Source organism: Streptomyces sp. NBC_01477 (assembly GCF_036227245.1).
Lineage (GTDB): Bacteria > Actinomycetota > Actinomycetes > Streptomycetales > Streptomycetaceae > Actinacidiphila.
Genome location: NZ_CP109445.1, coordinates 2,645,459 through 2,667,799 on the forward strand (window position 1 = coordinate 2,645,459; position 22,341 = coordinate 2,667,799).

Genomic DNA, 22,341 nt, shown 5'->3' on the forward strand with positions numbered 1-22,341 from the left:
GCATTGCAAATACAGCCTTCGCCGGGGTTGAACTTCGAGGCGGAACGGGTCTCAGATCCCGAACACCCGTTGCAGGAACCACACCAGCCCCATGGCGGCCACACCTGCGGAGATCGTGCCGGTCACCCACAGGCCGGCCGTCGGCGACCGGCGGCGCAGCAGGGTGAGCAGCGGGAAGACAGCGGCGATGATCGACAGCTGGACGACCTCGATGCCGACGTTGAACACCAGCAGGGACCCCAGCAGCGTCCAGGACCACGCCTGGTCGATCCCCAGCGCGCCCGCGAAGCCCAGGCCGTGCACGAGGCCGAAGCAGAAGACCACCCCGAGCCGGATCCAGCCGGCCGAGTCCAGGCTGAAATGGCCGCGTCCCGCCGTGTCGAGGTCGGCGGCGTGCCCGCCGCGCCGCCTGATCCGCCACAGGTACCAGCCGGCGACCACCGCGATGGACAGCGCGATGACGGGCTCCACCAGCCGCGAGGGCACATCGACCGCCCCGAGTGCGGCGAGCATGAACGTCACCGAGTGCGCCAGGGTGAAACTCGTGGCGGCGAGCACGATCTCGCGCAGCCGGCGGGACCCGGCGATCAGCGCCAGCAGGAACAGGATGTGGTCGGTCCCGGTCAGCAGGTGCTCGGCGCCGAGCCGGAAGAACTCCCAGAACCAGGCGTACCAGGGCTGGTCGACCGAGAAGGACGGATGGGCCGCGTCCAGCGCGGCGCTGCCCGAGCGGCCGTCGAGGTCGTAGGTGACGATCGTCTTGGTGCCGCTGACGTAGGTCTCGGCGTCGGGGAACAGCCCGCTGCGTATCGCGTGGCCGCCGCCGATCTCCGGGCAGGTCCAGTCCAGCGGCAGGACGGCGTACGGTACGCCCTCCTGCCGGTCCATGGTGAAGTCGCCGGCCCGCCGGGGCGTGCACGCCTCGCCGTCCGCGGTGACCGCGAAGCGCCCGGTGACGTACGACGTGGCCGACGCGGCGTGGGCGTTGAGCGCCGCGCCCTGCGCCTTGGTGTCGCCGGCGTCGAAGGCGGCGGTGCCTGCCGTGAAGAGGCCGTCGTCGTGCTCGGCGTCGGCGGCGGAGACGACCAGCAGGTCGTATTCGAGCTTCAGCGCGGTCCGTACCAGGCCGTCATCGCCCTCGGTGACATGGACGTACGCGGTGGACGAGAATCCGTGGGCGGCGGCCTGCGGCGCGGCGCTCAGAAATCCGATCAGCGCCGCGGTGATGCCGATGACGGCGCGGCGGACCCGGTGTGACATGGGGCTCCTTGAGTTGGGAGTCGCACGCTGCACGGCAGGGGTGAACGGAATACGGCACGTTGGCGAACCGTGGAAAAACAAGCTTCCGAACGGCGTCCGCGGGCGTATACGACTGGGCTCGGGCCCACAGGATGGGATCCGCACCATCCACCACCACCCGGAGGACGATCGCCTTGCGCCCCCCGCTTCGTGCCGTCGCCGCGCTGGCCGCGGCCGCCGCGCTGACCGCCGGATGCAGTTCCGCCGACGACTGGTCGCGTCCGCACTCCGTGCCCACCTCCCTCGGCACCCTCGGCCCGGGGTTCATCGACGCCGCCGCGCCGCCCGCCCCCGAGGCGACCATCACCCCGCGACCCGGCTCGTGGGACGGGGTCCGCCCCTCGAAGGGCTACCGCGTGGTCCTGCTCACCGCGGGCAGCGGCGGTCCCGTCACGGCACTGGTGGCGGCGGTCAGGAGCTGGGCCGAGGACGAGCACATCACCCTGCGGACGGTCGTGGCGGACGGCCCGGCGGATCTCGTCCCCAGCGTCACCAGGGCCCTGGACATGAACCCCGACCTGATCGTCAGCGCGGGCAACGACCTCATCGACCCGCTGGCGACGGTCACCCCGAACCACCTGTCGCAGCAGTTCCTCGTCGTGGGCGCCGAGTTGGCCGAGCCCACCGAGAACGTCACGGCCGTCGACTGGACCGGCGCGTCCTTCCGCGGCGAGGGGCTCGGCGCGTCCTCGACGTACAACCCTGCCTCCTTCACCGCCGAGCGCTGCGCGGCCTCGGTCAGGGCGGGCGTCGCGGCGGTGCTCAACAAGGTGACCGGGGTCGTGATCTGGCTCGACGCCGTCTGAGCGCCGGGCCGTCCCGGAGGCGCGCATCGTCAGCATATGTTGACGCAATCCCCGGCGTCAGCATATGCTGACGGCCATGGAGAGCACACTCGAAATCACCGAGGGTGCCGCCAGCAACGACCCCGATGTCGGGCTCCGCGCTGTCGCCGCCCTGCGAGAACTCACCGAACGGCTGGAGATCATCCAGGTCGAGAACGCCCGCGGGCTCGGATGGTCCTGGCAGGACATCGCCGAGCGGCTCGGCGTGACCAAGCAGACCGTCCACCGCAAATACGGCCGACTGATCGGGAGGCGATGATGCTCGAACGTTTCACACCCGACGCCCGCGCCGCCGTGGTCCACGCGCAGGCGCACGCGCGCCGGCTCGGACACACCTACGTGGGCTGCGAGCATCTGCTGCTCGCCGTCGTCTCGGTCGACCAGCCGGCCGCCGCCGTGCTGCGCGAGCACGGCCTCACACCGGAGCGCGTCGAGCGGGAGATCGTCCGCCAGGTCGGGCTCGGCGCCGGGTCCCGGCTGTTCGGCGCCCTCAACCGCGACGCGCTGGCCTCCGTCGGGATCGACCTCGACACCGTACGGGCCAGGGTCGAGGAGTCCTTCGGGCCGGAAGCCCTCACCCGCGCCGACAAAGCCGTCCACCGCGAGTCCCGTACGTCCCGGCTCGCCCGCACCCGCCACTGGCGCCGCCGCCGCGCCGCCCGCGCGCTGCCGGCCGCGCCGGTCCCCGCTGCCGCCGGACCCCGTCAGGCGACCGCAGCCCGGCCGGCCGGGCACATCCGGTTCAACCCGCGGGCGAAGGAAGGCCTGGCCAACACCGTCCGCGAGGCGCAGGCGCTGCACGACAACCGGATCGGCGTCGAGCATCTCGCGCTCGGCCTGATCGCCATGAACAGCCAGATGATGCGTTCCGTCCTGGCGGCGCTGGGCGCCTCGGCCCAGCCGCTGCGGGCCGCGATCATGGACCGCCGCAGGGCGGCCGGCTGACCCGGCCGGCAGATCCGCCGGGGTCAGGCGGCGTCGTCAGCCGCGTCGTCGGCGCCGGCCGTCGGCTTGCGGGGCGGGCGCACGGTGACCGTGCCGGAGGCGAGGTCTATCGGACCGCGCGCCGGGTCGTTGCTGCCCTCGTCCTCACGGGTCAGCGCCAGGCGGTTGCGCTCGTCCTCGGTGTGCTTGCGCGAGGGCACGAACAACTCGTCGATGAGGTTGAACATACCGATCCTCCCGTGGGCGACTCGCGCTACCCGGACCAGGCTACGCCCGCGACCGCCGGAACCGGCTGGGACGGGGTCGGCGGTCCAGCCACCGCGGTGGCCGGACCGCCGGGGCGCCGGGTCAGGAGGCGGACACCACGACGTTGTCGAAGTCGGCCGAGGCGTCCGACGTACCGAGGCCGATCCGTCCGCTGCCGAAGGTGCTGTCGGTGGCGCCGACGACGGACCGGCCGTTGACGTAGCCGGTCAGGGCGCTGCCCTGGGCGGACAGCCGCAGGGTGTACGGGACACCGGTGGCGACGGTGAAGGAGACGCTGCCGAGCACCTTGCTCGTACCGCCGGACACCCGCCGGATCTCGGCCTTGTTCGCGTCGCGCAGCACGAGGGCGTAGTAGTTCGACGCGTCCTGGACCCTCGCCAGCACGGCGACGTATTCGCCGGAGCCGTTGAAGAGGGTGGGCGTGACCGCGGCCTGGACCGCCTGGCCCGACCAGGACGAGCCGGCCAGGGCGACCGCGGCGCCGGGCACGGCGGACTGGGTCAGGACGTGCGAGCCGGCCGACCTGACCGCCCAGGAGCCGCCGGTGGTGGTCCAGCCGTTGGCGTTGCCGTCCTCGAAGTCGTCGCTGAACAGCTGGCCGCCGGTGGGCGGGGTGGTCGGCGGGGTCGTGGGAGGCGTCGTCGGCGGGGTGGTGGGGGGTGTGGTCGGCGGGGTGGTGGGGGGCGTCGTCGGCGGCTTGCCGCCGAAGGTCACGGCGAGGCTGCCGTCCGCGGCGAAGGACCAGTTCAGCGCGCCGCTGTACGCCGAGCACCGGGAACCGTTCGTCCCCGTCCAGAACTGGTTCGAGCTGTCCGCGTCGCCGACGGTCTTGTCGTTCGAGCCGCTGCCGCTGCGGCACGAGGTGTTGTTCCGGTAGACCGAGGTGCCCTCGTCGAAGGAGAAGTTGCGCTCGCTGTTGTCGATGCTGACGTTGCCGGAGATCGTCATGTGGCCCGGGTTGCTGTTGTAGGTGAACCCGTGGTGCCCGTTGTCGTAGGCGATGTTGTTCCGGACGATGTGGTCGACGCCGATGTCCTCGCCGCCGAGCTTGAAGCCGTTGCGGTCGCCGGCCGAGTTGACGGTGCCGTCGGAGAGGGTGCCGTTGCCGTAGGACAGCGAGTTCTCGATGGTCACCACGCCGATGGGGCCGGTGTCGGTCTTGGTGTAGAGGTCCCAGCCGTCGTCGATGTTGTTGTGGGAGACGTCGTAGCGGAAGACGTTGCCGGGACCGGCGGTGAGCTTGGCGGCGAAGCCGTCGGCGTCCTCGCCGTCGGAGTCGCTGTTGTCGTGCGACTCCGAGCTGAGGACCAGGTTGTCGGCCGGCCACTGGTCGTGCGGGGTGGTGGAGGCGATCCGGGAGATCTGGAGTCCCGAGTCGTGGTTGAAGGCGGTCACCGTGCGCTCGATGACGTTGTTGCTGCCGCCGACGAAGATCCCGTTGTCGCCGGCGCGCTGGACGGTGAGGCCGTAGAGGTGCCAGTACGACCCGTTGAGGGCGAGGCCGCGGTTCGCGTCGCCCTCGCTCATGGCGGAGAAGTTCAGCACCGGGCTCTCGCCCGGGTAGGCGGACACCTCCTTGAGCGCGCCGGCCGTGCCGTTGTTGCCGGGCGCGATGGTGACCGTCTGCGCGTAGTTGTAGGTGCCGCCGCGCAGGTAGATCGTGCCGCCCGCGGTGATGCGGGTGATCGCCGAGGTGAGCGTCGTGGGAGCGGCCTGCGTACCGGCGGCGCTGTCGGTGCCGCTCGGCGAGACGAACAACGCGTTGCTGTTGAGCTGGGGTTGCGCGGCGTGCGAGACGGCGGGGTGGAGCGCGAGCAGTCCCGCCGAGGCGACGACCGCGGCGGCCGCGGCTGCGGCGGTCTTCTGCCGCAGGGCAGGGGGCATCGGAGTGAATTTCACGGTGCTGAGACCTCTCGTCCGGAGGTGCGGTGGGGGGCCGCCGTGGGGGCGGCGGATCAGCTTCATGAAAGACTGGATGGCAGCCTGGGTGAAAGCGGTTACTCACCTGCTCCACCCTCAACAGGGCGGAACAGGCCGACTCTTGTCACGTACACACCATGACGCGAGCATCAAAGTAGCAAGCGCTTGCTGCCTCGTCAACGCCTCCCCGCGACCGTGCGCGCGGCAGCCGCGGCCTGCCCGCCCGCCGATCCGCCGGCGGGCCCGCCGGTCTCACGCACCCGCGGTCACGCGTCGCGGGCCGCGTCCGGTGTCCAGGTGGTGCCGCCGGTCTCGAAGGCGCTCAGGCTGGGGTCGTGGTCGGCGCCGCCGGTGTCGTACATCGGGGTCATCCAGTGGAAGAAGTTGTCGCCGCGCTCCCTGAGCAGGTCGTACAGGCGCCGGGTCAGGCGGCGGCGCACCTCGGCGTACTCCGGGTGCTGGTGGCGGTTGCTGAGTTCGTGCGGGTCGAGCAGCAGGTCGTACAGCTCGTTGACGGACTCGGGGTTCACGACGAGCTTGTAGCGGTCGTCGCGGATCATCCGCTGCGGGTACGGGAAGTGGTGGCCGTGGAATTCGGCCACCAGCTCGGGCGCCCAGTCCGGGTGCTCGCCCCTGACCAGCGGCAGCAGGCTGCGGCTGTCGACGGCGGGGGCCGGGTCGCAGCCGGCCAGCTCCAGGATGGTGGCGGTGCAGTCCGTGAGGGTGACCAGCTCGTCCCTGGTCTGCGGCGGGGCGCCGGGGACGCGGACGATGCCGGGGATGCGGTAGATGTCCTCGTACATCGCGGGACCCTTGTCGTGCAGCCGGTGGGCACCGGTGAATTCGCCGTGGTCGGCGGTGAAGAAGACCGAGGTGCCGTCGTCCAGGCCGAGTTCGTCCAGCCGGGTCAGGATCCGGCCGATCTGCTCGTCGATGAGGGTGACGTAACCCCAGTAGACGGCGATGAGTTTGCGGGTGACCTCGATCGGCATGGTGTCGAAGGCCCAGTGCGCGCTGTAGTTGCGCTGGACCGGCGGCTTGCCCTCGAAGGTCTCGGCGATCGAGGCGGGCAGTTCGACCAGGGCCGGGTCGTAGAGGTCGTAGTAGTCGTCGGGCAGCAGATAGGGCAGGTGCGGGCCGAAGAAGTGGGTCGCCAGGAAGAACGGCCGCCCGTCGGCCGCGTAGCGCTCCAGGTGCTCGATCGAGCGGGTGGCCAGATAGTGCTCGAAGGTCGCCTCCACCGGCTGGTGCAGCCGCGCCGCCAGCAGATTGCCGGGCCCGCCGTTGGGCGACGTGCCGCGCACCGGGTCCGAGATCCGGTACGGCGGCAGGCCGCGCTCGGCGAGGTAGGCCAGGTAGTCGGGGTGGTCGACGGGATTGTGCCAGCCCGCCAGGTCGGGGCCGTCGAAACCGTACGAGGCCGCGTTGCGGTGCGTGCCGCCGTGCCACTTGCCGATCAGGCCGAGCTGGTAGCCGGCCTGGCTCAGCGCCTCGGGGAAGGTGAAGGCGTCCTCGCGCAGGTCCTCCAGATAGCCGACGTTGCGCTCGTAGTTGGCCAGCAGCCGGTGCCGGAAGGGGGCCTGGCCGGTGAGCAGGCTGGCGCGGGCGGGGGTGCAGATCGCGGTGGGCGTGTAGAAGCGGTCGAACCGCGTGCCCGTCGCGGCCAGCCGGTCGAGGTTCGGGGTCGCCACATGCGGATTGCCGTACGCCCCCAGCGTGTCGACCCGGTGCTGGTCGGTCATGAGGAACAGCAGGTTCACTTGGCGGCGGCCTTGGTGTAGAGGTCGCCCGTGTAGTAGGTCGACGGGTCGGGCGAGGTCTTGAGCTGGCCGGTGGAGACGAAGAAGTCGGTGAGCCCCTTGAGCCAGCCCGCGACCGTACCGTCCTTGGTCTTCGCGACCAGGTCGGCGGTGCTCATGGTCTGGACGTTCTTGGCGTCGGCCGCGACCTTCGCCTTGTCCACCTTCAGCAGGGACGCCGCCTCGGCTATCGCCTCGTCGGGGTGCGCGGACCGCCAGTCGTTGGCCTGCGCGAGGACGGTGAGCACCTTGTCGGTCAGCGCGGTGCCGGTCTTCTCGCCGGAGACGAAGGCCGTCGGGAAGGCCTTGCCGGTGAAGTCCCTGGTGCTGGCGACCTCGACCAGGCCCGGCTTCCTGGCCTTGATGGTGTCCAGCAGCGGGTACCAGATGCCGGCGCCGTCGATCTGCCCGGAGACGAAGGCCGGGACGATCGTGGCGGGGTCCATCGGGACCGCGTTGATGTCCTTCATGGTCAGACCGGCGTGCTGGAGCGCCAGGTTGAGCACCATCTCGCCCGACGTGCCCGCCGGATAGCCCACTTTCTTGCCCTTGAGGCCGTCCATCGAGGTGATGCCGGGCTGGGCGATGACCCGGTCGGCGTACGTGAGGGTGTCGATCGCGATGACCTTGGCCTTGCCGGACGCGGGCAGCCACACCGCGCCGGGGCCGATGTACCCGAAGTCGAGGTCGCCCGCGCCGAGCGCCGTGATCTGGAGCGGCCCGTTGGTGAAGACCTTCAGGTCGGGCGCGAGCCCCTGCTTCTTCCACAGCCCCTGCTGCTCGGCGATGGCCAGCAGGCTGGCGCCGTTGTAGTCGGAGATGTAGCCGAAGTGGATCTTCGTGGTGCCGTCGGCGGAGTCGCTGCCGGAGCACGCGGTGACGGACAGTGCGAGGACGGCCGCGGCCGAGGCCGTCGCGAGGGCGCGCTGAGGTAGACGCATGGCGTGGGTTCCTTCTCGGTGGTTCTGAGCGAACGTGAGGTGGTGGGGCGCTGGCTTGTCGTGACGTGACGTGGCGTGGCGTGGCGTGACGTGGTGCCACGCGTCTCGGCGGGAGGTGGCGGGGCGGGAACGCGGTCGCGGTGCGGGTCAGCCCGCCGCGGCTCCGGCCGGGGTCTGGTGGTGGACGCTCGTCCAGACCTCGTTGCGGATCCGGGCGAACTCCGGGGACAGCCGCATCCGCTCGGTCCTGGGGTAGGGCAGGTCCACGTCGACCACCCGGTGGACGCGGCCGGGACCTGCGGCCATCACGACCACCCGGCCGGCGAGGAAGACGGCCTCGTCGACGTCGTGCGTGATGAACAGCACGGTGCGCCGCTCGCGGGTCCACATCTCCAGCAGCTGCGTCTGCAACTGGACCCGGGTGAGGGCGTCGAGCGCGCCGAACGGCTCGTCCATCAGCAGCACCCGCGGCTCGACGGCGTAGGCCCGGGCGATGGCACATCGCTGCTTCATGCCGCCGGACAGCGTCTTGGGCAGGGCGTCGGCGAAGTCGGTCAGCCCGACCAGTTCGATGGCCGCCGCCGCCCGGCGCCGCCTCTCCGCGGCCGGCACCGAGGCCAGTTTCAGCCCGAATTCGACGTTGCCGCGCACGGTGAGCCACGGGAAGAGGGCGTACTGCTGGAAGATCACCCCCCGGTCGGGGCCGGGTCCCGTGACCCGGACGCCGTCCACCAGCACCTCCCCCGCGGTGGGCTCCGCCAGGCCGGCGGCCAGATTCAGCAGGGTGCTCTTGCCGCAGCCGGAGGGGCCGACGACGGCGACGAATTCCCGGTCGGCGATGTCCAGGTTCACGCGGCCGAGCGCGGTGAAGGTGCCGCCCTTCACCGCGAAGGACTTGGCCACGGCGCGGAAGGAGATCTTGGTGGTCATCGGCGCTCCTGCCAACCGGTGAGGTGCCGCTCGGCGAGCAGCAGCAGCCGGTCCATGACCAGGCCGAGCACCCCGATGGCGATCAGGCCCACGAAGATCGTGGGCAGGTCGTAGTACAGCTCGGCCTGCTGCATGCGGAAGCCGAGTCCCTGCTGGGCGGCGATCAGCTCGGCCGCCACCAGGGTGCCCCAGGCGGACCCCAGCCCGATCCGCATGCCGACCAGGATGAAGGGGGCGGCCGCGGGGACCACCACCCGCAGGAAGATCGAGCCGTCCTTCGCGCCGAGCACCCGGGCGGCGTTGAGCAGCGTGCGGTCCACCGACACCACGCCCTGGAAGGCGGCGACCACACTGGACAGGAACGCCGCGAGCGCGATGACCACGATCTTCGGCGTCTCCCCGATGCCCAGCACCACGATCATCAGCGGGATCAGCGCGAGCGGCGGGATCGTACGGAAGAACTGGACGTACGGCTCCAGCAGGCCGCGGGCGACCGGATACCAGCCCATCAGGAAGCCGGCCGGCACCGCCAGGGCCGTACCGATCGAGAAGCCGGTCACCACCCGGCGCAGGCTGGCCAGGCTGTCGTCGAGGAGCGTGCCGTCGGCCGCCATGTCCCCGGCCCGCCGCGCGACCGACACCGGCCCCGGCAGCCCGCCCGTACCGGCGTGCGCCAGCAGCGCCCAGCCGGCGACACCGATGACGACGGCGGCGAGGTTGAGCCCGAGCGTCCGCAGCGCGGCTCGCCGCGACGTCCGCGCGGACGTCGGCATGTGCGGCTCGGCGGTCGTGTCCGGCAGGGCGGTCGTGTCCGGCAGGGCTGCCGTGTCCGGCTCGGCGGTCGTGTCCGGCAGGGCGGTCGTGTCCGGCAGGGCTGCCGTGTCGTCCGGCGCGGCGCTCTTCGTGAGGGCGTACGGGGCCGTGTCCGGCCCGGCGGTGCGCGTCCCGGCGGGTGCGGTGTCCTGCTCGGCGGCTCGCGAGGCGTCCCCCGGGGCGTACTGCGGGGCGTCCCGCGGAACGTCGTCCTTGTGCGGTCCGGTGGCGGCCGCGTCGGCCCGGCTCACGCGTCCTCCTGGGGGTCGGGGTCGGCGGGGCCGGAATCCGTCCGGTCGGGGCGGGCGGGGTAGCCGGCCAGCAGGGGCGACTCGTGCAGCACGAGCGCGATGCCGCCCAACGCGCCGCCGACGTCGCCGAGTTCCGCGCGGCGCAGCGTGACGCGGTCGCGGGCGATGGGCAGGACACGGGCGTCAAGGGCCTGTTCGACCGCGGTGAGGAGCGCCGTGCCGCGATCGGCGACCTCGCCCCCGATCACGATCACGCCGGGCCCGACGGCGTTGCAGACCGCGGCGAGCACGGCGCCGACGTGGCCGCCGACGGTGTGCAGCACGTCGTGGGCGGTCCGGTCGCCGGCGTCGGCGGCGCTGTGCAGCTCGGCGATGTCGGCGGCCCGGCCGCCCGCGGCGCGGTAGGCCCGCAGGACGGCGCCGATCGAGGCGACCGTCTCCAGGCAGCCGGTGCCGCCGCATTCACAGCGCGCGCCGGCCGGGTCGACGGTGATGTGGCCCAGCTCTCCCGACAAGCCGTCCGTGCCGCGGTGCAGGGCGCCGCCGACCACGAGGCCGCCGCCGACGCCGTGCGAGAGCCGCAGATACAGGACGTTCCGGCGGCCGGCCGCGGCTCCCCAGGTCGATTCGGCCAGCGCCGCGAGCCGGGTGTTGTTGTCCAGCAGCACCGGGCCGCCGAACCGTTTGGCCAGCAACTCCTCCCGGCCTTGGGCGTCGCCGGGCGGTGCCGACGTCAGGTGACCTACCGGCCCCACCACCCCGACGCCGATCGCGCCGACGGTGCCGAGCGCGCTCAGCCGCAGGGCGCCGCCCGCGAGGGTGCCGACCAGCGAGTCGGCGAGGTCGATCCGGTCGGGCCACGGGAGGTCGGCCGCGTGCGCGGCGCTGGCCGAGCCGATGACCTCGTGCGCGACATTGGCGGCGGCCACGTGCACGGCCCGCCGCGCGAAGTCGATGCCGATGGCCTGCCCGGCCTGCGGGTTGAGGGTCAGCAGCTCCACCGGCCGGCCGCGCCTGCGCGGTCCCGGGTCCTTCGCCGACGCCACGACGGCACCGCTGGCGACCAGTTCGGCCACGATGTCGGAGAGGGTGGTACGCGACAGCCCGGCGCGCTGGCCGAGTTGGCCCCGGCTGAGCGGGCCGTGCCTGCGCAGCAGACCGAGGACCAGCTCCTCGTGTCCGCGCCGCAGCCGCGCCAGCGGGCCGTCGTGATCGTGCATGCCGCCCAGCATGTCGACGCGGGTATTTTTTCGTCAACGCTCCGGATTAATGTTCATGCGGCTGCAATAACCGGCAGCGGGGCCGCCGTGTCCCCTGTGCGGCCAGGCTCCGTCAGGCGTCGCGGGCGCAGCGGAATCCGACGTTCCCCGACGTGCTGTCAGGCGTGTTGCGGTTGCGGGCGGCGACCCGGTAGCGGTTGCAGTAGGAGCGGTGGCAGAGGTACGAGCCGCCGCGCATGGCCTTCGCCTCGCCCGATGCCGGGCCGCGCGGATTGTCGCGGCCCGGGTGGTCGGTGCCCCACCAGTCGTGGCACCACTCCCACACGTTGCCGGCCACGTTGTACAGGCCGAAGCCGTTGGGCTCGAAGGCGTCCACGGGTGCCGTGGCGGTGTAGCCGTCGTCGGCGGTGTTCTTGGTGGGGAACCGCCCCCGCCAGATGTTGCAGCGGTAGGCGCCGTCCGGGTCCAGCTCGTCGCCCCACGGATAGCGGCGCTGCTCCAGGCCGCCGCGGGCCGCGTACTCCCATTCGGCCTCGGTCGGCAGCCGGCCCCCGGCCCAACGGCAGTACGCCACGGCGTCGTTCCAGGACACATGGGTGACCGGGTGCCGGCCGCGGTCGCCGACCGCGCTGCCGGGACCCTCGGGCGCCCGCCAGGAGGCGCCCCGCACACCGCACCACCACGGCGCCTCCGGGGGCCGGGGCGCGTCGCGGCGCAGCGCGCCCGGCAGGAAGGCGGCGAACACGTAGGACCAGCCGAAGCGTTCGGCCTCCGTCACATGGCCGGTCGCCTCGGCGAACGCGGCGAAGCGCTCGTTGCTCACCGCGTGGGTGTCGATCCAGAAGGGCGCGAGCCGGGTCTCCCGCACCGGGCCCTCGCCGTCCGCGGCGAACCCCTCCTCGTCCGCGGTACCCATCAGGAACGACCCGCCGGCCAGCCGCACCATGCCCTCGGTCCCGCCCGCCGACGCCGGCCCGCCGGCGCTGGCGGGCACCGGCCCCGACCCCGGGAAGCCGATGCTCACCGGCACCGGCCCGCGTCCCGCCGCCGGGTCGCCCACCGCGTGTGCGGCGCCGCCGCGCGCCGGGGTGCAGCAGGATCCGGTGTGCGGCTCGGCTTCACTCACGGAGTTCTCCCTGGTCATCTCGGTGCGGGTGCCCGCGATCCTACGAGTCCCGCGCCCGGCACGCCACGGCCGCCCGGCCCGGGCCCCCCGGGGGGCGCGGGCCGGGCGGCCGTGGCGTGCCGCGCTACAGGGGTACGCCCGCGGTGGGCACCGCCTCCGTACTGTCCGCCGATCCGCCGGCGACGACGGTGGTCCCGCCGCCGCGGCCGTCGTGGCGGGTGAGGACGTACGTGGCGACCGCGCCGGCCAGCGCGACGGCCGCCGCGACAGCGAGGATCAGGTGCAGGCCGCTGTAGAAGCTGTTCCGCGACGCGTGGACGAACGCCTCGCGGGACGCGGGCGGCAGCCGGTCGGCGGCGCTGCCGATGTTGCCGGCGACGACCTGCTTGCCGAGGTCGTGCAGGTGGCCCGCGACCCCCGGCTCACCGGAGCTGAGGTCGCCGAGCCGGGCGATGACGCGGGCGGCCAGTACGCTGCCCAGGCCCGCGAAGCCCAGGGCGACGCCGATCTGCCGCATGGTGGCGTTGATGCCCGAGGCCATGCCCGCGCGGTTGTCGGGGGCCGCGCTCATCGCGACGTTGGTCATCTCACCGTTGATCAGCCCGGTGCCCGCCCCCGAGACCAGCGCGCCGCCGACGATGGCCGGCCAGCCCGAGCCCGCGGAGACCGACAGGAACAGCCACAGCGTGCCGGCCGCGACGAGGGCCTGGCCGAGCGCGAGCAGGGCGCCGCCGCGCATCCGGTGGGCCAGGTACTCGCCCAGCCTGGGCACGAACAGGCCGGGCAGCGCGAAGGGCAGCGCGGCCAGGCCCGCCTCCAGCGGGCTGTAGCCGTGCGAGATCTGGAGATAGAGGGGTGTGTAGAGGAAGATCCCCCAGTACGACACCGACAGCACGAGCGCCGCGATCGACGCGCCCACGAAGGCCGGCCGCCGGAAGAGCTCCAGGTCGAACATCGGGTAGCTGTGGCGCCGTTCGACCACCGCGAAGGCGACGCAGGAGACGGCGGTCACGGCCAGCGCCAGCAGCACCGGGAGGCTCGACCAGCCGCTGTCGGGCGCGGCGATCAGGGCGTAGACGAGCGCCCCCGACCCGGCGGTGAAGACGGCCATACCGGTCCAGTCGACCCGCCCGGCCCGCGGGTCGCGGGACTCGCGGACCCTGGCGCGGGTCAGCAGCAGCATGGCCGCGCCCACCGGCACGTTGAGCAGGAAGGCCCAGCGCCAGCCGAGGCCCGAGACGATCAGCCCGCCCAGCAGCGGGCCGAGCCCCGCCCCGGTGCCGACGGCGACCCCGAAGACGGCGAAGGCGCGGGCCCGGGCGCGGCCCTGGAATTCCTGGGTGAGCAGCGGTACGGCCGCGGCGAACATCAGCGCGGCGCCGACGCCCTGGACGCCCCGGGCGAGGTTGAGGACCAGCGCGCTGCCCGCCAGCCCGGCCAGCAGCGAGGCGAGGGTGAAGACGCCGGTGCCGCTCATGAACAGGCGTTTGCGGCCGTAGCGGTCGCCCAGGGTGCCGCCGGCCATCAGCAGCGCGGCGAAGGTGAGGGTGTAGCCGTTGACCACCCATTGCAGCCCGGCGTAGCCGGTGTGCAGCGACTCCTGGATGTCGTGCAGCGCGACGGAGACGATCGTGTAGTCGAGCGGAAGCATGAAGGTGGTGACGCTGACGGCGATCAGTGTCGCCGTCGGGACGCTCAGCCGTCCCGGGCGGTGCGGCGCACCGGCGCCGGTATCCGTATCCATCTCAACGCCAATCATTGTGGATGAGATTGTTCTTCCAGATCTACACCTCGGCTCGCACTCACGTCAAATAATCTCATCGCTGATTATCTCGCCGTCCCGGAAGCCGGGCCGAGTGGGTACGATGGACACATGACCGCGTTGCACGACTCACCGCCGCAGACCGGGCAGGGGCACGAGCAGGGGCAGCCGCACCGGGGGGAGTTCTTCGCCGAACTGGTCGCCGCCCGCCCCGATGTCGCCCTGTGCAAGGCGTCGCTGTTCGCGGTGCGCACGGCCGAGGACGCGGCGGCCACCCACGGCATCACGCTGGCGCAGCACACGATCCTGCAGATGCTCGACACGGCGGGGCCGGCCTCGCAGCAGGCGCTGTCCGACGAACTGCGGATCGACCGCAGCACGATGGTGCGCTGCATCGACGCCCTGGAGAAGGCCGGCCATGTCCAGCGGCACCGCGATCCGGCGGACCGGCGCGCCTACGCGGTGCACATCACCGACGGCGGGCGCGCACTGCTGGGCGAGGCCGAGCGGGAGGTGCCCGGCACTCTCGACCGGACGCTCGCCCCGCTCACCGGCCAGGAGCGCGCGGAGCTGACCCGGCTGCTGGCCAAGCTCGTCACCGGCACGGCTCCGTAGGACCCCGCCGGCGTCGGCGCGGGCTCGATCGACGTCGGCACCCTTGACAGGGCTCCGCCCGCGCTGGCCTTATGGGAGCGCTCCCACTCCTTGGCCCCCCACGGCCTCCCCCCACTCGGAGTCCCCATGTCCAGACGTACGTTCCGCAGAGCGGGTGTCGCCGTCGGCGCCGTCCTCGCGATGCTCTCCCTCACGAACGCGGCGGTGAACGCCACCGCCGCCACGACCGCCGCACCGCGGGCGGCAGGACTGCCGTACCAGGACCCGTCGCTGCCGGTGTCGCAGCGGGTGGACGACCTGCTGGCGCGGATGTCGCTCGACGAGAAGGTCGGGCAGATGACGCAGGTCGACAGGACCGCGCTGACCGCCGCGCCCGGGGACCTGGCGGCGTACCGTATCGGCTCGGTGCTCTCGGGCGGCGGCTCGGCGCCGAGCACGAACAACGCCGGGGCCTGGGCCGACATGTACGACGGCTTCCAGCGGACCGCGCTGGGCACACCGCTGGGCATCCCGATGATCTACGGCATCGACGCGGTGCACGGCGACAACAACGTCTACGGCGCCACCGTCTTCCCGCACGACATCGGGCTCGGCGCGACCCGGGACCCGGCGCTGGTGCAGCAGGTCGGGCGGGTCACCGCCGAGGAGGTGTCGGGGACCGGGATCGACTGGGACTTCGCGCCGTGCCTGTGCGTGGCGCGCAACGACCGGTGGGGGCGCACCTACGAGTCGTTCGGCGAGACGCCGGACCTGCCGTCGCAGATGACCACCGAGATCACCGGGCTCCAGGGCGAGACCCTGGGCGGCCCGGCGTCCGTCCTGGCCACCGCCAAGCACTACATCGGCGACGGCGGCACGGACGGCGGGGTCAACGAGGGCAACACGACCCTGTCGGAGGCCGACCTGCGGGCGATCCACCTGCCGCCCTTCAAGGCCGCGGTGGACCGCGGGGTCGGCTCGGTCATGGTGTCGTACAGCAGCTGGAACGGCGTGAAGGACCACTCCAACCACTACCTGATCACCGACCTGCTCAAGGGCGAACTCGGCTTCTCCGGCTTCGTGGTGTCGGACTGGGCGGGCATCGACCAGATCGACGGGAAGACCGGCTTCACGGCCGCCGAGGTGGCCACCGCCGTCAACGCCGGTATCGACATGGTGATGGTGCCGACCGACTACAAGTCCTTCGTCGCGGACCTCAGGAGCGATGTGAGCAGCGGCGCGGTGACCACGGCGCGGATCGACGACGCCAACCGGCGGATCCTCACCAAGAAGTTCGAACTCGGCCTGTTCGAGCACCCGTTGACCGACCGCTCGTACACCTCCACGGTCGGCTCCGCCGCGCACCGGGCCGTCGCGCGGCAGGCGGTGCGCGAGTCGCAGGTGCTGCTCAAGAACGACGGCGGTGTGCTGCCGCTGGCCAAGTCGGCGAAGGTCTTCGTGGCCGGGAAGTCCGCCGACGACATCGGCAACCAGAGCGGCGGCTGGACGATCAGCTGGCAGGGGTCGAGCGGCGCGATCACCCCGGGCACGACGATCCTCCAGGGCATCAGGTCCGCGGTGAACAACCCCTCGCAGGTCACCTACAGCAAGACCGGCGACGGCATCGACGGGTCGTACGCCGCCGCGGTCGCGGTGATCGGCGAGACCCCGTACGCCGAGGGCCAGGGCGACCGCACCGGCTCGATGGGCCTGGACCAGACCGACCTGAGCACCCTGGCCAAGCTCAAGGCCACCGGTGTGCCGGTGGTCACCGTCCTGGTGTCGGGGCGCCCGCTGGACATCGCGGCCCAACTCCCCGACTGGAAGGCCCTGGTGGCGGCCTGGCTGCCGGGCACCGAGGGCAACGGCGTCTCCGACGTGCTCTTCGGCGACTACGCGCCCACCGGCAAGCTGCCGATGTCGTGGATGCAGAGCGCCTCGCAGGAGCCGGTCAACGTCGGCGACGGCAAGACACCGCTCTTCGCGTACGGCTACGGGCTGACGTACACCACGACCCCGCCGACCACCCCGCCCCCGACCACTCCCCCGCCGACGACCCCGCCGCCCACGACCCCGCCCCCGACCACGCCGCCGCCGACGACCCCGCCGCCGACCACCCCGCCCGCCTCGGGCGGCTGCACCGCGCGGCTCACGGTCACCAACTCCTGGTCCGGCGGCTTCCAGGCGGACGTGACCGTCGCCAACACCGGTACGTCGGCGCTCGGCGGCTGGCGGGTCGGCTGGTCGGCGCCGACCGCGACGATCACCAGCCTGTGGAACGGCACCCTGGCGCAGAGCGGCGCCGCCGTCACGGTCACCAACGCCCCCTACAACGGTGCCGTCTCCCCCGGCGCCTCGGTCTCCTTCGGCTTCACCGCGAACGGCACGCCCGGTTCACCCGTCCCGGTGTGCACGGCGTCGTAGCCCCGCGTCAGGGGAGGTGCCCGGCACGGCCCCGGATGCGGGGCCGGGCCGGGCACCGGCACGAAGGGCGCACACCCGGCGAGCCGTTACGCCGCTGCCGCCGCGCCCGCGATCTGGTCGGGGCTGGGGGCCAGCCGGGGTGAGAGCAGGGTGACCAGGAAGGTGCCGGCGGCGAAGGCCGCGGCCACCAGCAGCCCGCGGTGGAAGCCGGCCACCAGCGCGTCGGACTGCGACGATCCGGTGGCGATCGCGTGGGCGGTGCGGGAGGTGGCCAGGGTCGTGACGACGGCGAGCCCGACCGCGCCGCCGACCTGCTGGAAGGCGGTGAAGACTCCGGACGCGGCGCCCGCGTCGGTGTGGGTGACGTCCACGACCGCCGCGATCTGGGCCGGTACGGACACCGCGATGATGCCGACCCCGAAGAGGATGATCCCGGGCATGATCTGCCCCGCGTACGAGCCGGTGGCGTCCGCGCGGGAGAGCAGCAGCAGGCCCGCCACGCTGAACAGCGTGCCCGCGGTCTGCACGGGCCGGGTGCCGAAGCGGGTGATCAGCGGGGTGGCCAGCACGGCGGCGGCGATGGCCGCGCCGCCCATCGGCAGGAACTCCACCCCGGCGCGCAGCGCGCTGTCGCCGCGCACCTGCTGGAGGAAGATCGCGGTCAGGAAGAACATCGACAGGAAGGCCGCGCCGGTCAGCGCGATGGCGCCGCCCGCGCTGCTCAGGGCGCGCGACCTGAGCAGCCGCATCGGCACCAGCGGTGCCTTGATGCGCGTCTCGACCACCAGGAAGGCGGCCAGCAGCAGCAGTCCGCCGGCCAGGCAGCCGATGACCTCGGCCGAGGACCAGCCCAGCGGCTCGGCCCGCACCACGGCGTAGACGACGCCGAGCAGCCCGCCGGTGGCGAGCACGGCGCCCAGCGCGTCGAAGGAGCGGCGGCCGGCGTGCGGCGGGACGTGCCGGACGATCAGCGGGGTGGCGACCACCAGGGCGGCCACGATCGGCACATTGACGATGAAGACCCAGCGCCAGCTGAGCGAGTCGACCAGGAAGCCGCCGGCGACCACCCCGAGGGTGCCGCCGAGGCCGGCCAGGCCGCCCCAGACGCCCATGGCGATGTTGCGCTCCCTGCCGTGCGGGAAGGTCACGGTGAGGATGCCGAGCGCGGCGGGCGACAGCAGCGCCCCGCCGAGCCCCTGGAGGCTGCGGGCCGCGATGAGCAGGCCGGGCGAGCCGGCGAGGCCGCCGGCCAGCGAGGTGACGCCGAACAGGACGAGGCCGGCGACGAACACCCGGCGCGAGCCGAGCAGGTCGGCCGCCCGGCCGCCGAGCAGCAGGAAGCCGCCGAAGACCAGGGTGTAGGCGCTGATCACCCATTGCAGGCCGTCGGCGGTGAAGCCGAGGTCGGTCTGGATGTGCGGCAGGGCGACGTTCACGATCGTCACGTCGAGCACCACGATGAACTGGGCGAGGGCCAACACCGTCAGGGTGGCCCAGGGACTGCGTCGCATAGCAACCTCGGAAGGGATGTTTACAGCGTATGCTTACGGCGACACCATACAGGCATTGCTTACGCTGTAAACAAGAGGGGGATGCGTACGCTGTACACCACATCGGGGGCTGTCGAGCGAAGGGTTGAGCGGACACCATGGCGGCTCAGAAGCGTTTGAACCGTGACGAGCTGATCACCACCGCCCTGGCCGTCGCCGACGCCGAAGGGCTCGACGCGGTGACCATCCGCCGGGTCGCCCAGCTGCACGACGTCACCCCGATGGCCCTCTACCGGCACTTCCCCGACAAGGAGGGCCTGCTGGTCGCCCTCGCGGGACGGCTGCTGTCCGGCGCGGCGCTGCCCGAGCCCGACGACCGGCCCTGGCACGAGCAGTTGCGGGACATGCTGAGCGGCTTCCTGGACGCCCTGCGCCCGCACCCCAACGCGGCCGTGCTGGTCTTCGACGGCATCGTGGCCACGGAAGCGGGCCTGGACCTCACCGAGCGGTCGCTGGAGCTGATGACCCGGGGCGGCATGTCGGTGGACCGCAGCGCGGAGACCGCCAGCCAGATCCTCGGCTCGCTGGTCGCCCTGGCCATCGCGGGACCCGGGCGGGACCTCGGCCCCGATCCGGAGGCCAACGAGGACGCGGTACGCGCCAAGCGCGCCGCCCTGCTGGCCCTCTCCCCGCGCCGCTACCCGCACATCGTAGCCGCCGCCGACGTGCTGGCGGCCTGCGCCGACCAGGAGCTGTACTTCGGGCGGGGCCTGGACCTGATCGTCACCGGCATCAGGGACGCGGCGCGCGCCGAGGCCGCCGGCGCGCACTGACGCGGCGGCCGGCCCCCGCGCGGAACAGGCCCCGCCGGCCGGCGGCACACCGGGCCGCACGGGCGGGACAGCAGTGGCGTACGTGACACGGGGTCACCCCTGCGCAACCGGACGTATCGGCCGGTAAGGCGCGGGCACGACACACAACACCCAGATTTAACCTCAACACACCTTCTGCGACCGGATCTACGCGCGTATCTTGAGGCGGATCGCGCGCGACCCCGACCGGGGTGACGCGCCGTCACCAACAGCCGCTCCCATGAAGGAGAACCCCTCCGGTGTCGCACCCCTCTGAGGCCGCCGAGGCAACATCCCGCCCCACGAGACCCCGCCCTGCCGGGCTTCGCAAGCGATTCCTGCCGATCGGCATAGCCGGCGCCATGGTGGTGGCCGGGATGGGCGTGCACGCGGCCTTCGCCGCGCCGTCCGCCGACGCCCTGATCGCCGAGGTCTACGGGGGCGGCGGCAACTCCGGCGCCACCTTCACCAACGACTTCGTGGAGCTGGCCAACGCCGGTGCCGCGCCGGTCGACCTGAGCACCTACAGCGTGCAGTACCTGCCGGCGGCGCCGACCCCGTCGTCCAAGTGGCAGGCCACCGCGCTCACCGGCTCGCTGGCCGGCGGCGGCCGGTTCCTGGTCCAGGAGGCCGCGGGCACGGGCGGCACCAGCCCGCTGCCCACGCCCGACGTGACCGGCGCCGTCAACATGTCCGGCACCGCGGGCACGATCGCCCTGGTCACCGGCGCCGACCCGCTGACCTGCCTGACCGCCGCGGACTGCGCCGCCGACCCCCGGGTCAAGGACCTGGTCGGCTACGGCACCGCGCTGGTGCGCGAGGGCGGCGGCCCGGCGGCCGGCGCGAGCAACAGCGACTCGGTCGCCCGCGGCGCGACCCTTGCCGACACCGACGACAACGCGGCGGACTTCACCGCGGGCGCGCCCACCCCGCAGAACTCCGGCGGCGGCAGCGGCCCGACCCAGCCGCCCACCACCCCGCCGACCACCCCGCCCACCTCGCCGCCGCCCACCGGCACCGAGGCGAAGATCCACGACATCCAGGGCGACACCCGCAATTCGCCCTTCGCGGGCAAGGCGATCACCGGCGCGACCGGCATCGTCACCGGCGTACGGGACTACGGCTCGTCCAGGGGCTTCTGGGTGCAGGACCCGAACCCGGACGCCAACCCCCGTACCAGCGAGGGCATCTTCGTCTTCACCAGCTCCAGCCCGACCGTCGTGGTCGGCGACAGCGTGTCGGTCGCGGGTACCGTCTCGCAGTACTACCCGGGCGGCGCCACCACCGGCGCGCAGGCGGTCACCGAGATCACCAAGCCCACCGTGACCAAGGTGTCCTCGGGCAACCCGGTGCCGGCGCCCGTCGTGCTCAACGACAAGAGCGTCCCCGACGCCTTCGTGCCGAGCGCGGGCGGCGGCAGCATCGAGGACCTGCCGCTGCGGCCCGCCGACTACGCGCTCGACCTGTACGCCTCGCTCGAAGGCATGAACGTGCAGATCAACGACACGCGGGTGGTCGGCGCCAGCGACGCGTACTCGGAGCTGTGGGTGACGGTCAAGCCCAAGCAGAACCCGACCAAGCGCGGCGGCACCCTCTACACCGGCTACGACCAGCCCAACTCGGGCCGCCTGATGGTGCAGTCGCTGATCCCGACCGCCACCTCGCCCTTCCCGACCGCGAACGTCGGCGACACCCTCAAGGGCACGACGTCCGGCCCGCTGGACTACAACCAGTTCGCCGGTACGTACGCGCTCCAGGCGAGCACCCTGGGCACCGTCAAGAGCGGCGGCCTGCAGCCCGAGGTCACCGGCAAGGCGTCGGCGGACCAGGCGACCGTGGCCACGTACAACGTGGAGAACCTGGCGCCGGGCAATCCGCAGTCGAAGTTCGACGCGCTCGCCCAGGGCCTGGTGCACAACCTGCGCTCGCCCGACATCGTGGCCCTGGAGGAGATCCAGGACAACAACGGCGCCACCGACGACGGCACCGTCGCCGCCGACCAGACGCTGCAAAAGCTCACCGACGCGATCGTGGCGGCGGGCGGCCCGCGCTACCAGTGGCGGGAAATCGACCCGGTCAACGACAAGGACGGCGGTGAGCCGGGCGGCAACATCCGGCAGGTCTTCCTGTTCAACCCGCTGCGGGTCGGCTTCACCGACATCCCCGGCGGCGACTCGACCACCCCGGTCGGCGTCACCGGCACCGGCGCCAAGACCGCGCTGACCGCCTCCCCCGGCCGGATCGCGCCCGCCGACCCGGCGTGGAACAGCAGCCGCAAGCCGCTGGTCGGCCAGTTCACCTTCCGCGGCAAGACGCTGTTCGTGATCGCCAACCACTTCAACAGCAAGGGCGGCGACCAGGGCATCGACAGCCACCTCCAGCCGCCGGTGCGCAGCTCGGAGGTGCAGCGGGTGCGGCAGGCGATCCTGGAGCACGACTTCATCCAGCAGCTGGAGACCGCGGACAAGAACGCCGGCGTGGTGGTGCTCGGCGACCTGAACGACTACCAGTTCTCGCCCGCCGTGCTGAGCCTGACCGGTAACGGCAGCGTCCTGACCGACCTGGTCAACACGCTGCCGGTCAAGGAGCGCTACTCCTACGTCTACGAGGGCAATTCGCAGGTGCTCGACCACATCCTGGTCAGCCCGAAGCTCGGCAGGAACGTCGACTACGACGTGGTGCACATCAACTCCGAGTTCGCGAACCAGACCAGCGACCACGACCCGCAGGTGATCCGCGTCAAGCCGTAGCACTGAGGCGCACGCAGCAGGGGCGGGGCGGGTCCACGGCGGACCCGCCCCGCCCGGCTGTTTCGCGGGTAAGGGCTTTCCCCCGACCGCCGCGGCCGGCCACCCTGTTCACCT

17 protein-coding genes and 1 pseudogene are annotated in these 22,341 nt (G+C 72.5%); 7 read left to right on the top strand and 11 right to left on the bottom strand.

What is annotated here, in order from left to right:
* Nucleotides 1–51: 51 nt before the first annotated feature.
* Complete coding sequence (locus tag OHA86_RS10620; protein WP_329174449.1) at nt 52–1,260, bottom strand: HupE/UreJ family protein; 1,209 nt, start codon at nt 1,258–1,260, stop codon at nt 52–54.
* 173 nt (nt 1,261–1,433) lie between these two features.
* Between OHA86_RS10620 and OHA86_RS10625 the strand changes: the two genes are divergently transcribed.
* From OHA86_RS10625 to OHA86_RS10635, 3 genes are all read left to right on the top strand, one after another.
* Complete coding sequence (locus OHA86_RS10625) at nt 1,434–2,105, top strand: hypothetical protein (RefSeq protein WP_329174450.1); 672 nt, start codon at nt 1,434–1,436, stop codon at nt 2,103–2,105.
* Between the two features lie 76 nt (nt 2,106–2,181).
* Nucleotides 2,182–2,403 (top strand): helix-turn-helix domain-containing protein, encoded by a 222-nt coding sequence (locus OHA86_RS10630; protein ID WP_329174452.1) that lies wholly within the window; start codon nt 2,182–2,184, stop codon nt 2,401–2,403.
* A complete protein-coding gene (locus OHA86_RS10635) occupies nt 2,400–3,089 on the top strand; it encodes a Clp protease N-terminal domain-containing protein (RefSeq protein ID WP_329174454.1) in 690 nt (229 codons plus the stop codon). The genes OHA86_RS10630 and OHA86_RS10635 overlap by 4 nt, the downstream gene beginning before the upstream one ends.
* Nucleotides 3,090–3,112: 23 nt before the next feature.
* On the opposite strand, the gene OHA86_RS10640 is transcribed toward OHA86_RS10635, so the two are convergent.
* The 9 genes and pseudogenes from OHA86_RS10640 to OHA86_RS10680 all read right to left on the bottom strand — a co-directional run bounded on the left by OHA86_RS10640 (nt 3,113) and on the right by OHA86_RS10680 (nt 14,100).
* The gene (locus OHA86_RS10640) at nt 3,113–3,316 is read right to left on the bottom strand and encodes a DUF6191 domain-containing protein (protein ID WP_329174456.1); all 204 of its coding nucleotides are present in this window, start codon (nt 3,314–3,316) and stop codon (nt 3,113–3,115) included.
* Between the two features lie 739 nt (nt 3,317–4,055).
* Nucleotides 4,056–5,240: pseudogene (locus tag OHA86_RS10645) on the bottom strand (right-handed parallel beta-helix repeat-containing protein); the annotation flags it as partial.
* A 302-nt stretch (nt 5,241–5,542) separates the two neighbouring features.
* The gene (locus tag OHA86_RS10650) at nt 5,543–7,036 is read right to left on the bottom strand and encodes a sulfatase-like hydrolase/transferase (RefSeq protein ID WP_329174458.1); all 1,494 of its coding nucleotides are present in this window, start codon (nt 7,034–7,036) and stop codon (nt 5,543–5,545) included.
* Complete coding sequence (locus OHA86_RS10655) at nt 7,033–8,016, bottom strand: aliphatic sulfonate ABC transporter substrate-binding protein (protein ID WP_329174460.1); 984 nt, start codon at nt 8,014–8,016, stop codon at nt 7,033–7,035. The genes OHA86_RS10650 and OHA86_RS10655 overlap by 4 nt, the downstream gene beginning before the upstream one ends.
* Before the next feature lie 147 nt (nt 8,017–8,163).
* Nucleotides 8,164–8,946 (bottom strand): ABC transporter ATP-binding protein, encoded by a 783-nt coding sequence (locus OHA86_RS10660; protein WP_329174462.1) that lies wholly within the window; start codon nt 8,944–8,946, stop codon nt 8,164–8,166.
* Entirely contained in the window at nt 8,943–9,719 is a 777-nt protein-coding gene (locus OHA86_RS10665) for an ABC transporter permease (protein WP_329182352.1), read from the bottom strand. The genes OHA86_RS10660 and OHA86_RS10665 overlap by 4 nt, the downstream gene beginning before the upstream one ends.
* 287 nt (nt 9,720–10,006) lie before the next feature.
* Entirely contained in the window at nt 10,007–11,242 is a 1,236-nt protein-coding gene (locus tag OHA86_RS10670; protein WP_443071693.1) for an ROK family transcriptional regulator, read from the bottom strand.
* 100 nt (nt 11,243–11,342) lie between these two features.
* Entirely contained in the window at nt 11,343–12,176 is an 834-nt protein-coding gene (locus OHA86_RS10675) for a formylglycine-generating enzyme family protein (RefSeq protein ID WP_329182353.1), read from the bottom strand.
* Between the two features lie 304 nt (nt 12,177–12,480).
* Nucleotides 12,481–14,100 carry an MFS transporter gene (locus OHA86_RS10680; protein WP_329174465.1) on the bottom strand — a complete coding sequence of 540 codons (1,620 nt, stop codon included), beginning with the start codon at nt 14,098–14,100 and terminating at the stop codon, nt 12,481–12,483.
* Between the two features lie 129 nt (nt 14,101–14,229).
* Here OHA86_RS10680 and OHA86_RS10685 point away from each other — a divergent pair, with 129 nt between their 5' ends.
* Both OHA86_RS10685 and OHA86_RS10690 read left to right on the top strand, forming a co-directional pair.
* Nucleotides 14,230–14,733, top strand: coding sequence for a MarR family winged helix-turn-helix transcriptional regulator (locus OHA86_RS10685; RefSeq protein WP_329174466.1), 504 nt, complete (start codon nt 14,230–14,232; stop codon nt 14,731–14,733).
* Nucleotides 14,734–14,859: 126 nt separating this feature from the next.
* On the top strand, nt 14,860–17,136 hold the full coding sequence (locus OHA86_RS10690) for a glycoside hydrolase family 3 N-terminal domain-containing protein (protein ID WP_329174469.1): 2,277 nt from the start codon (nt 14,860–14,862) through the stop codon (nt 17,134–17,136).
* A gap of 86 nt (nt 17,137–17,222) precedes the next feature.
* On the opposite strand, the gene OHA86_RS10695 is transcribed toward OHA86_RS10690, so the two are convergent.
* Nucleotides 17,223–18,647, bottom strand: a complete 1,425-nt coding sequence (locus OHA86_RS10695; protein ID WP_329174470.1) for an MFS transporter — start codon at nt 18,645–18,647, stop codon at nt 17,223–17,225.
* A gap of 137 nt (nt 18,648–18,784) precedes the next feature.
* On the opposite strand from OHA86_RS10695, the gene OHA86_RS10700 reads away from it, so the two are divergent.
* Together OHA86_RS10700 and OHA86_RS10705 are read left to right on the top strand one after the other, a co-directional pair.
* The gene (locus OHA86_RS10700; RefSeq protein WP_329174472.1) at nt 18,785–19,459 is read left to right on the top strand and encodes a TetR/AcrR family transcriptional regulator; all 675 of its coding nucleotides are present in this window, start codon (nt 18,785–18,787) and stop codon (nt 19,457–19,459) included.
* Nucleotides 19,460–19,839: 380 nt separating this feature from the next.
* Nucleotides 19,840–22,227 carry an endonuclease/exonuclease/phosphatase family protein gene (locus tag OHA86_RS10705; RefSeq protein WP_329174473.1) on the top strand — a complete coding sequence of 796 codons (2,388 nt, stop codon included), beginning with the start codon at nt 19,840–19,842 and terminating at the stop codon, nt 22,225–22,227.
* The last annotated feature ends 114 nt before the right edge of the window (nt 22,228–22,341 follow it).

Excerpts from the sequence above, each read along its gene's own strand:
- OHA86_RS10620 (WP_329174449.1), bottom strand. The coding sequence starts at position 1,260 with ATGTCACACCGGGTCCGCCGCGCCGTCATCGGCATCACCGCGGCGCTG.
- OHA86_RS10630 (WP_329174452.1), top strand. The coding sequence starts at position 2,182 with ATGGAGAGCACACTCGAAATCACCGAGGGTGCCGCCAGCAACGACCCC.
- OHA86_RS10635 (WP_329174454.1), top strand. The coding sequence starts at position 2,400 with ATGATGCTCGAACGTTTCACACCCGACGCCCGCGCCGCCGTGGTCCAC.
- OHA86_RS10640 (WP_329174456.1), bottom strand. The coding sequence starts at position 3,316 with ATGTTCAACCTCATCGACGAGTTGTTCGTGCCCTCGCGCAAGCACACC.
- OHA86_RS10655 (WP_329174460.1), bottom strand. The coding sequence starts at position 8,016 with ATGCGTCTACCTCAGCGCGCCCTCGCGACGGCCTCGGCCGCGGCCGTC.
- OHA86_RS10660 (WP_329174462.1), bottom strand. The coding sequence starts at position 8,946 with ATGACCACCAAGATCTCCTTCCGCGCCGTGGCCAAGTCCTTCGCGGTG.
- OHA86_RS10665 (WP_329182352.1), bottom strand. The coding sequence starts at position 9,719 with ATGCCGACGTCCGCGCGGACGTCGCGGCGAGCCGCGCTGCGGACGCTC.
- OHA86_RS10670 (WP_443071693.1), bottom strand. The coding sequence starts at position 11,242 with ATGCTGGGCGGCATGCACGATCACGACGGCCCGCTGGCGCGGCTGCGG.
- OHA86_RS10675 (WP_329182353.1), bottom strand. The coding sequence starts at position 12,176 with ATGGTGCGGCTGGCCGGCGGGTCGTTCCTGATGGGTACCGCGGACGAG.
- OHA86_RS10680 (WP_329174465.1), bottom strand. The coding sequence starts at position 14,100 with ATGGATACGGATACCGGCGCCGGTGCGCCGCACCGCCCGGGACGGCTG.
- OHA86_RS10685 (WP_329174466.1), top strand. The coding sequence starts at position 14,230 with ATGACCGCGTTGCACGACTCACCGCCGCAGACCGGGCAGGGGCACGAG.
- OHA86_RS10690 (WP_329174469.1), top strand. The coding sequence starts at position 14,860 with ATGTCCAGACGTACGTTCCGCAGAGCGGGTGTCGCCGTCGGCGCCGTC.
- OHA86_RS10695 (WP_329174470.1), bottom strand. The coding sequence starts at position 18,647 with ATGCGACGCAGTCCCTGGGCCACCCTGACGGTGTTGGCCCTCGCCCAG.
- OHA86_RS10700 (WP_329174472.1), top strand. The coding sequence starts at position 18,785 with ATGGCGGCTCAGAAGCGTTTGAACCGTGACGAGCTGATCACCACCGCC.
- OHA86_RS10705 (WP_329174473.1), top strand. The coding sequence starts at position 19,840 with ATGGTGGTGGCCGGGATGGGCGTGCACGCGGCCTTCGCCGCGCCGTCC.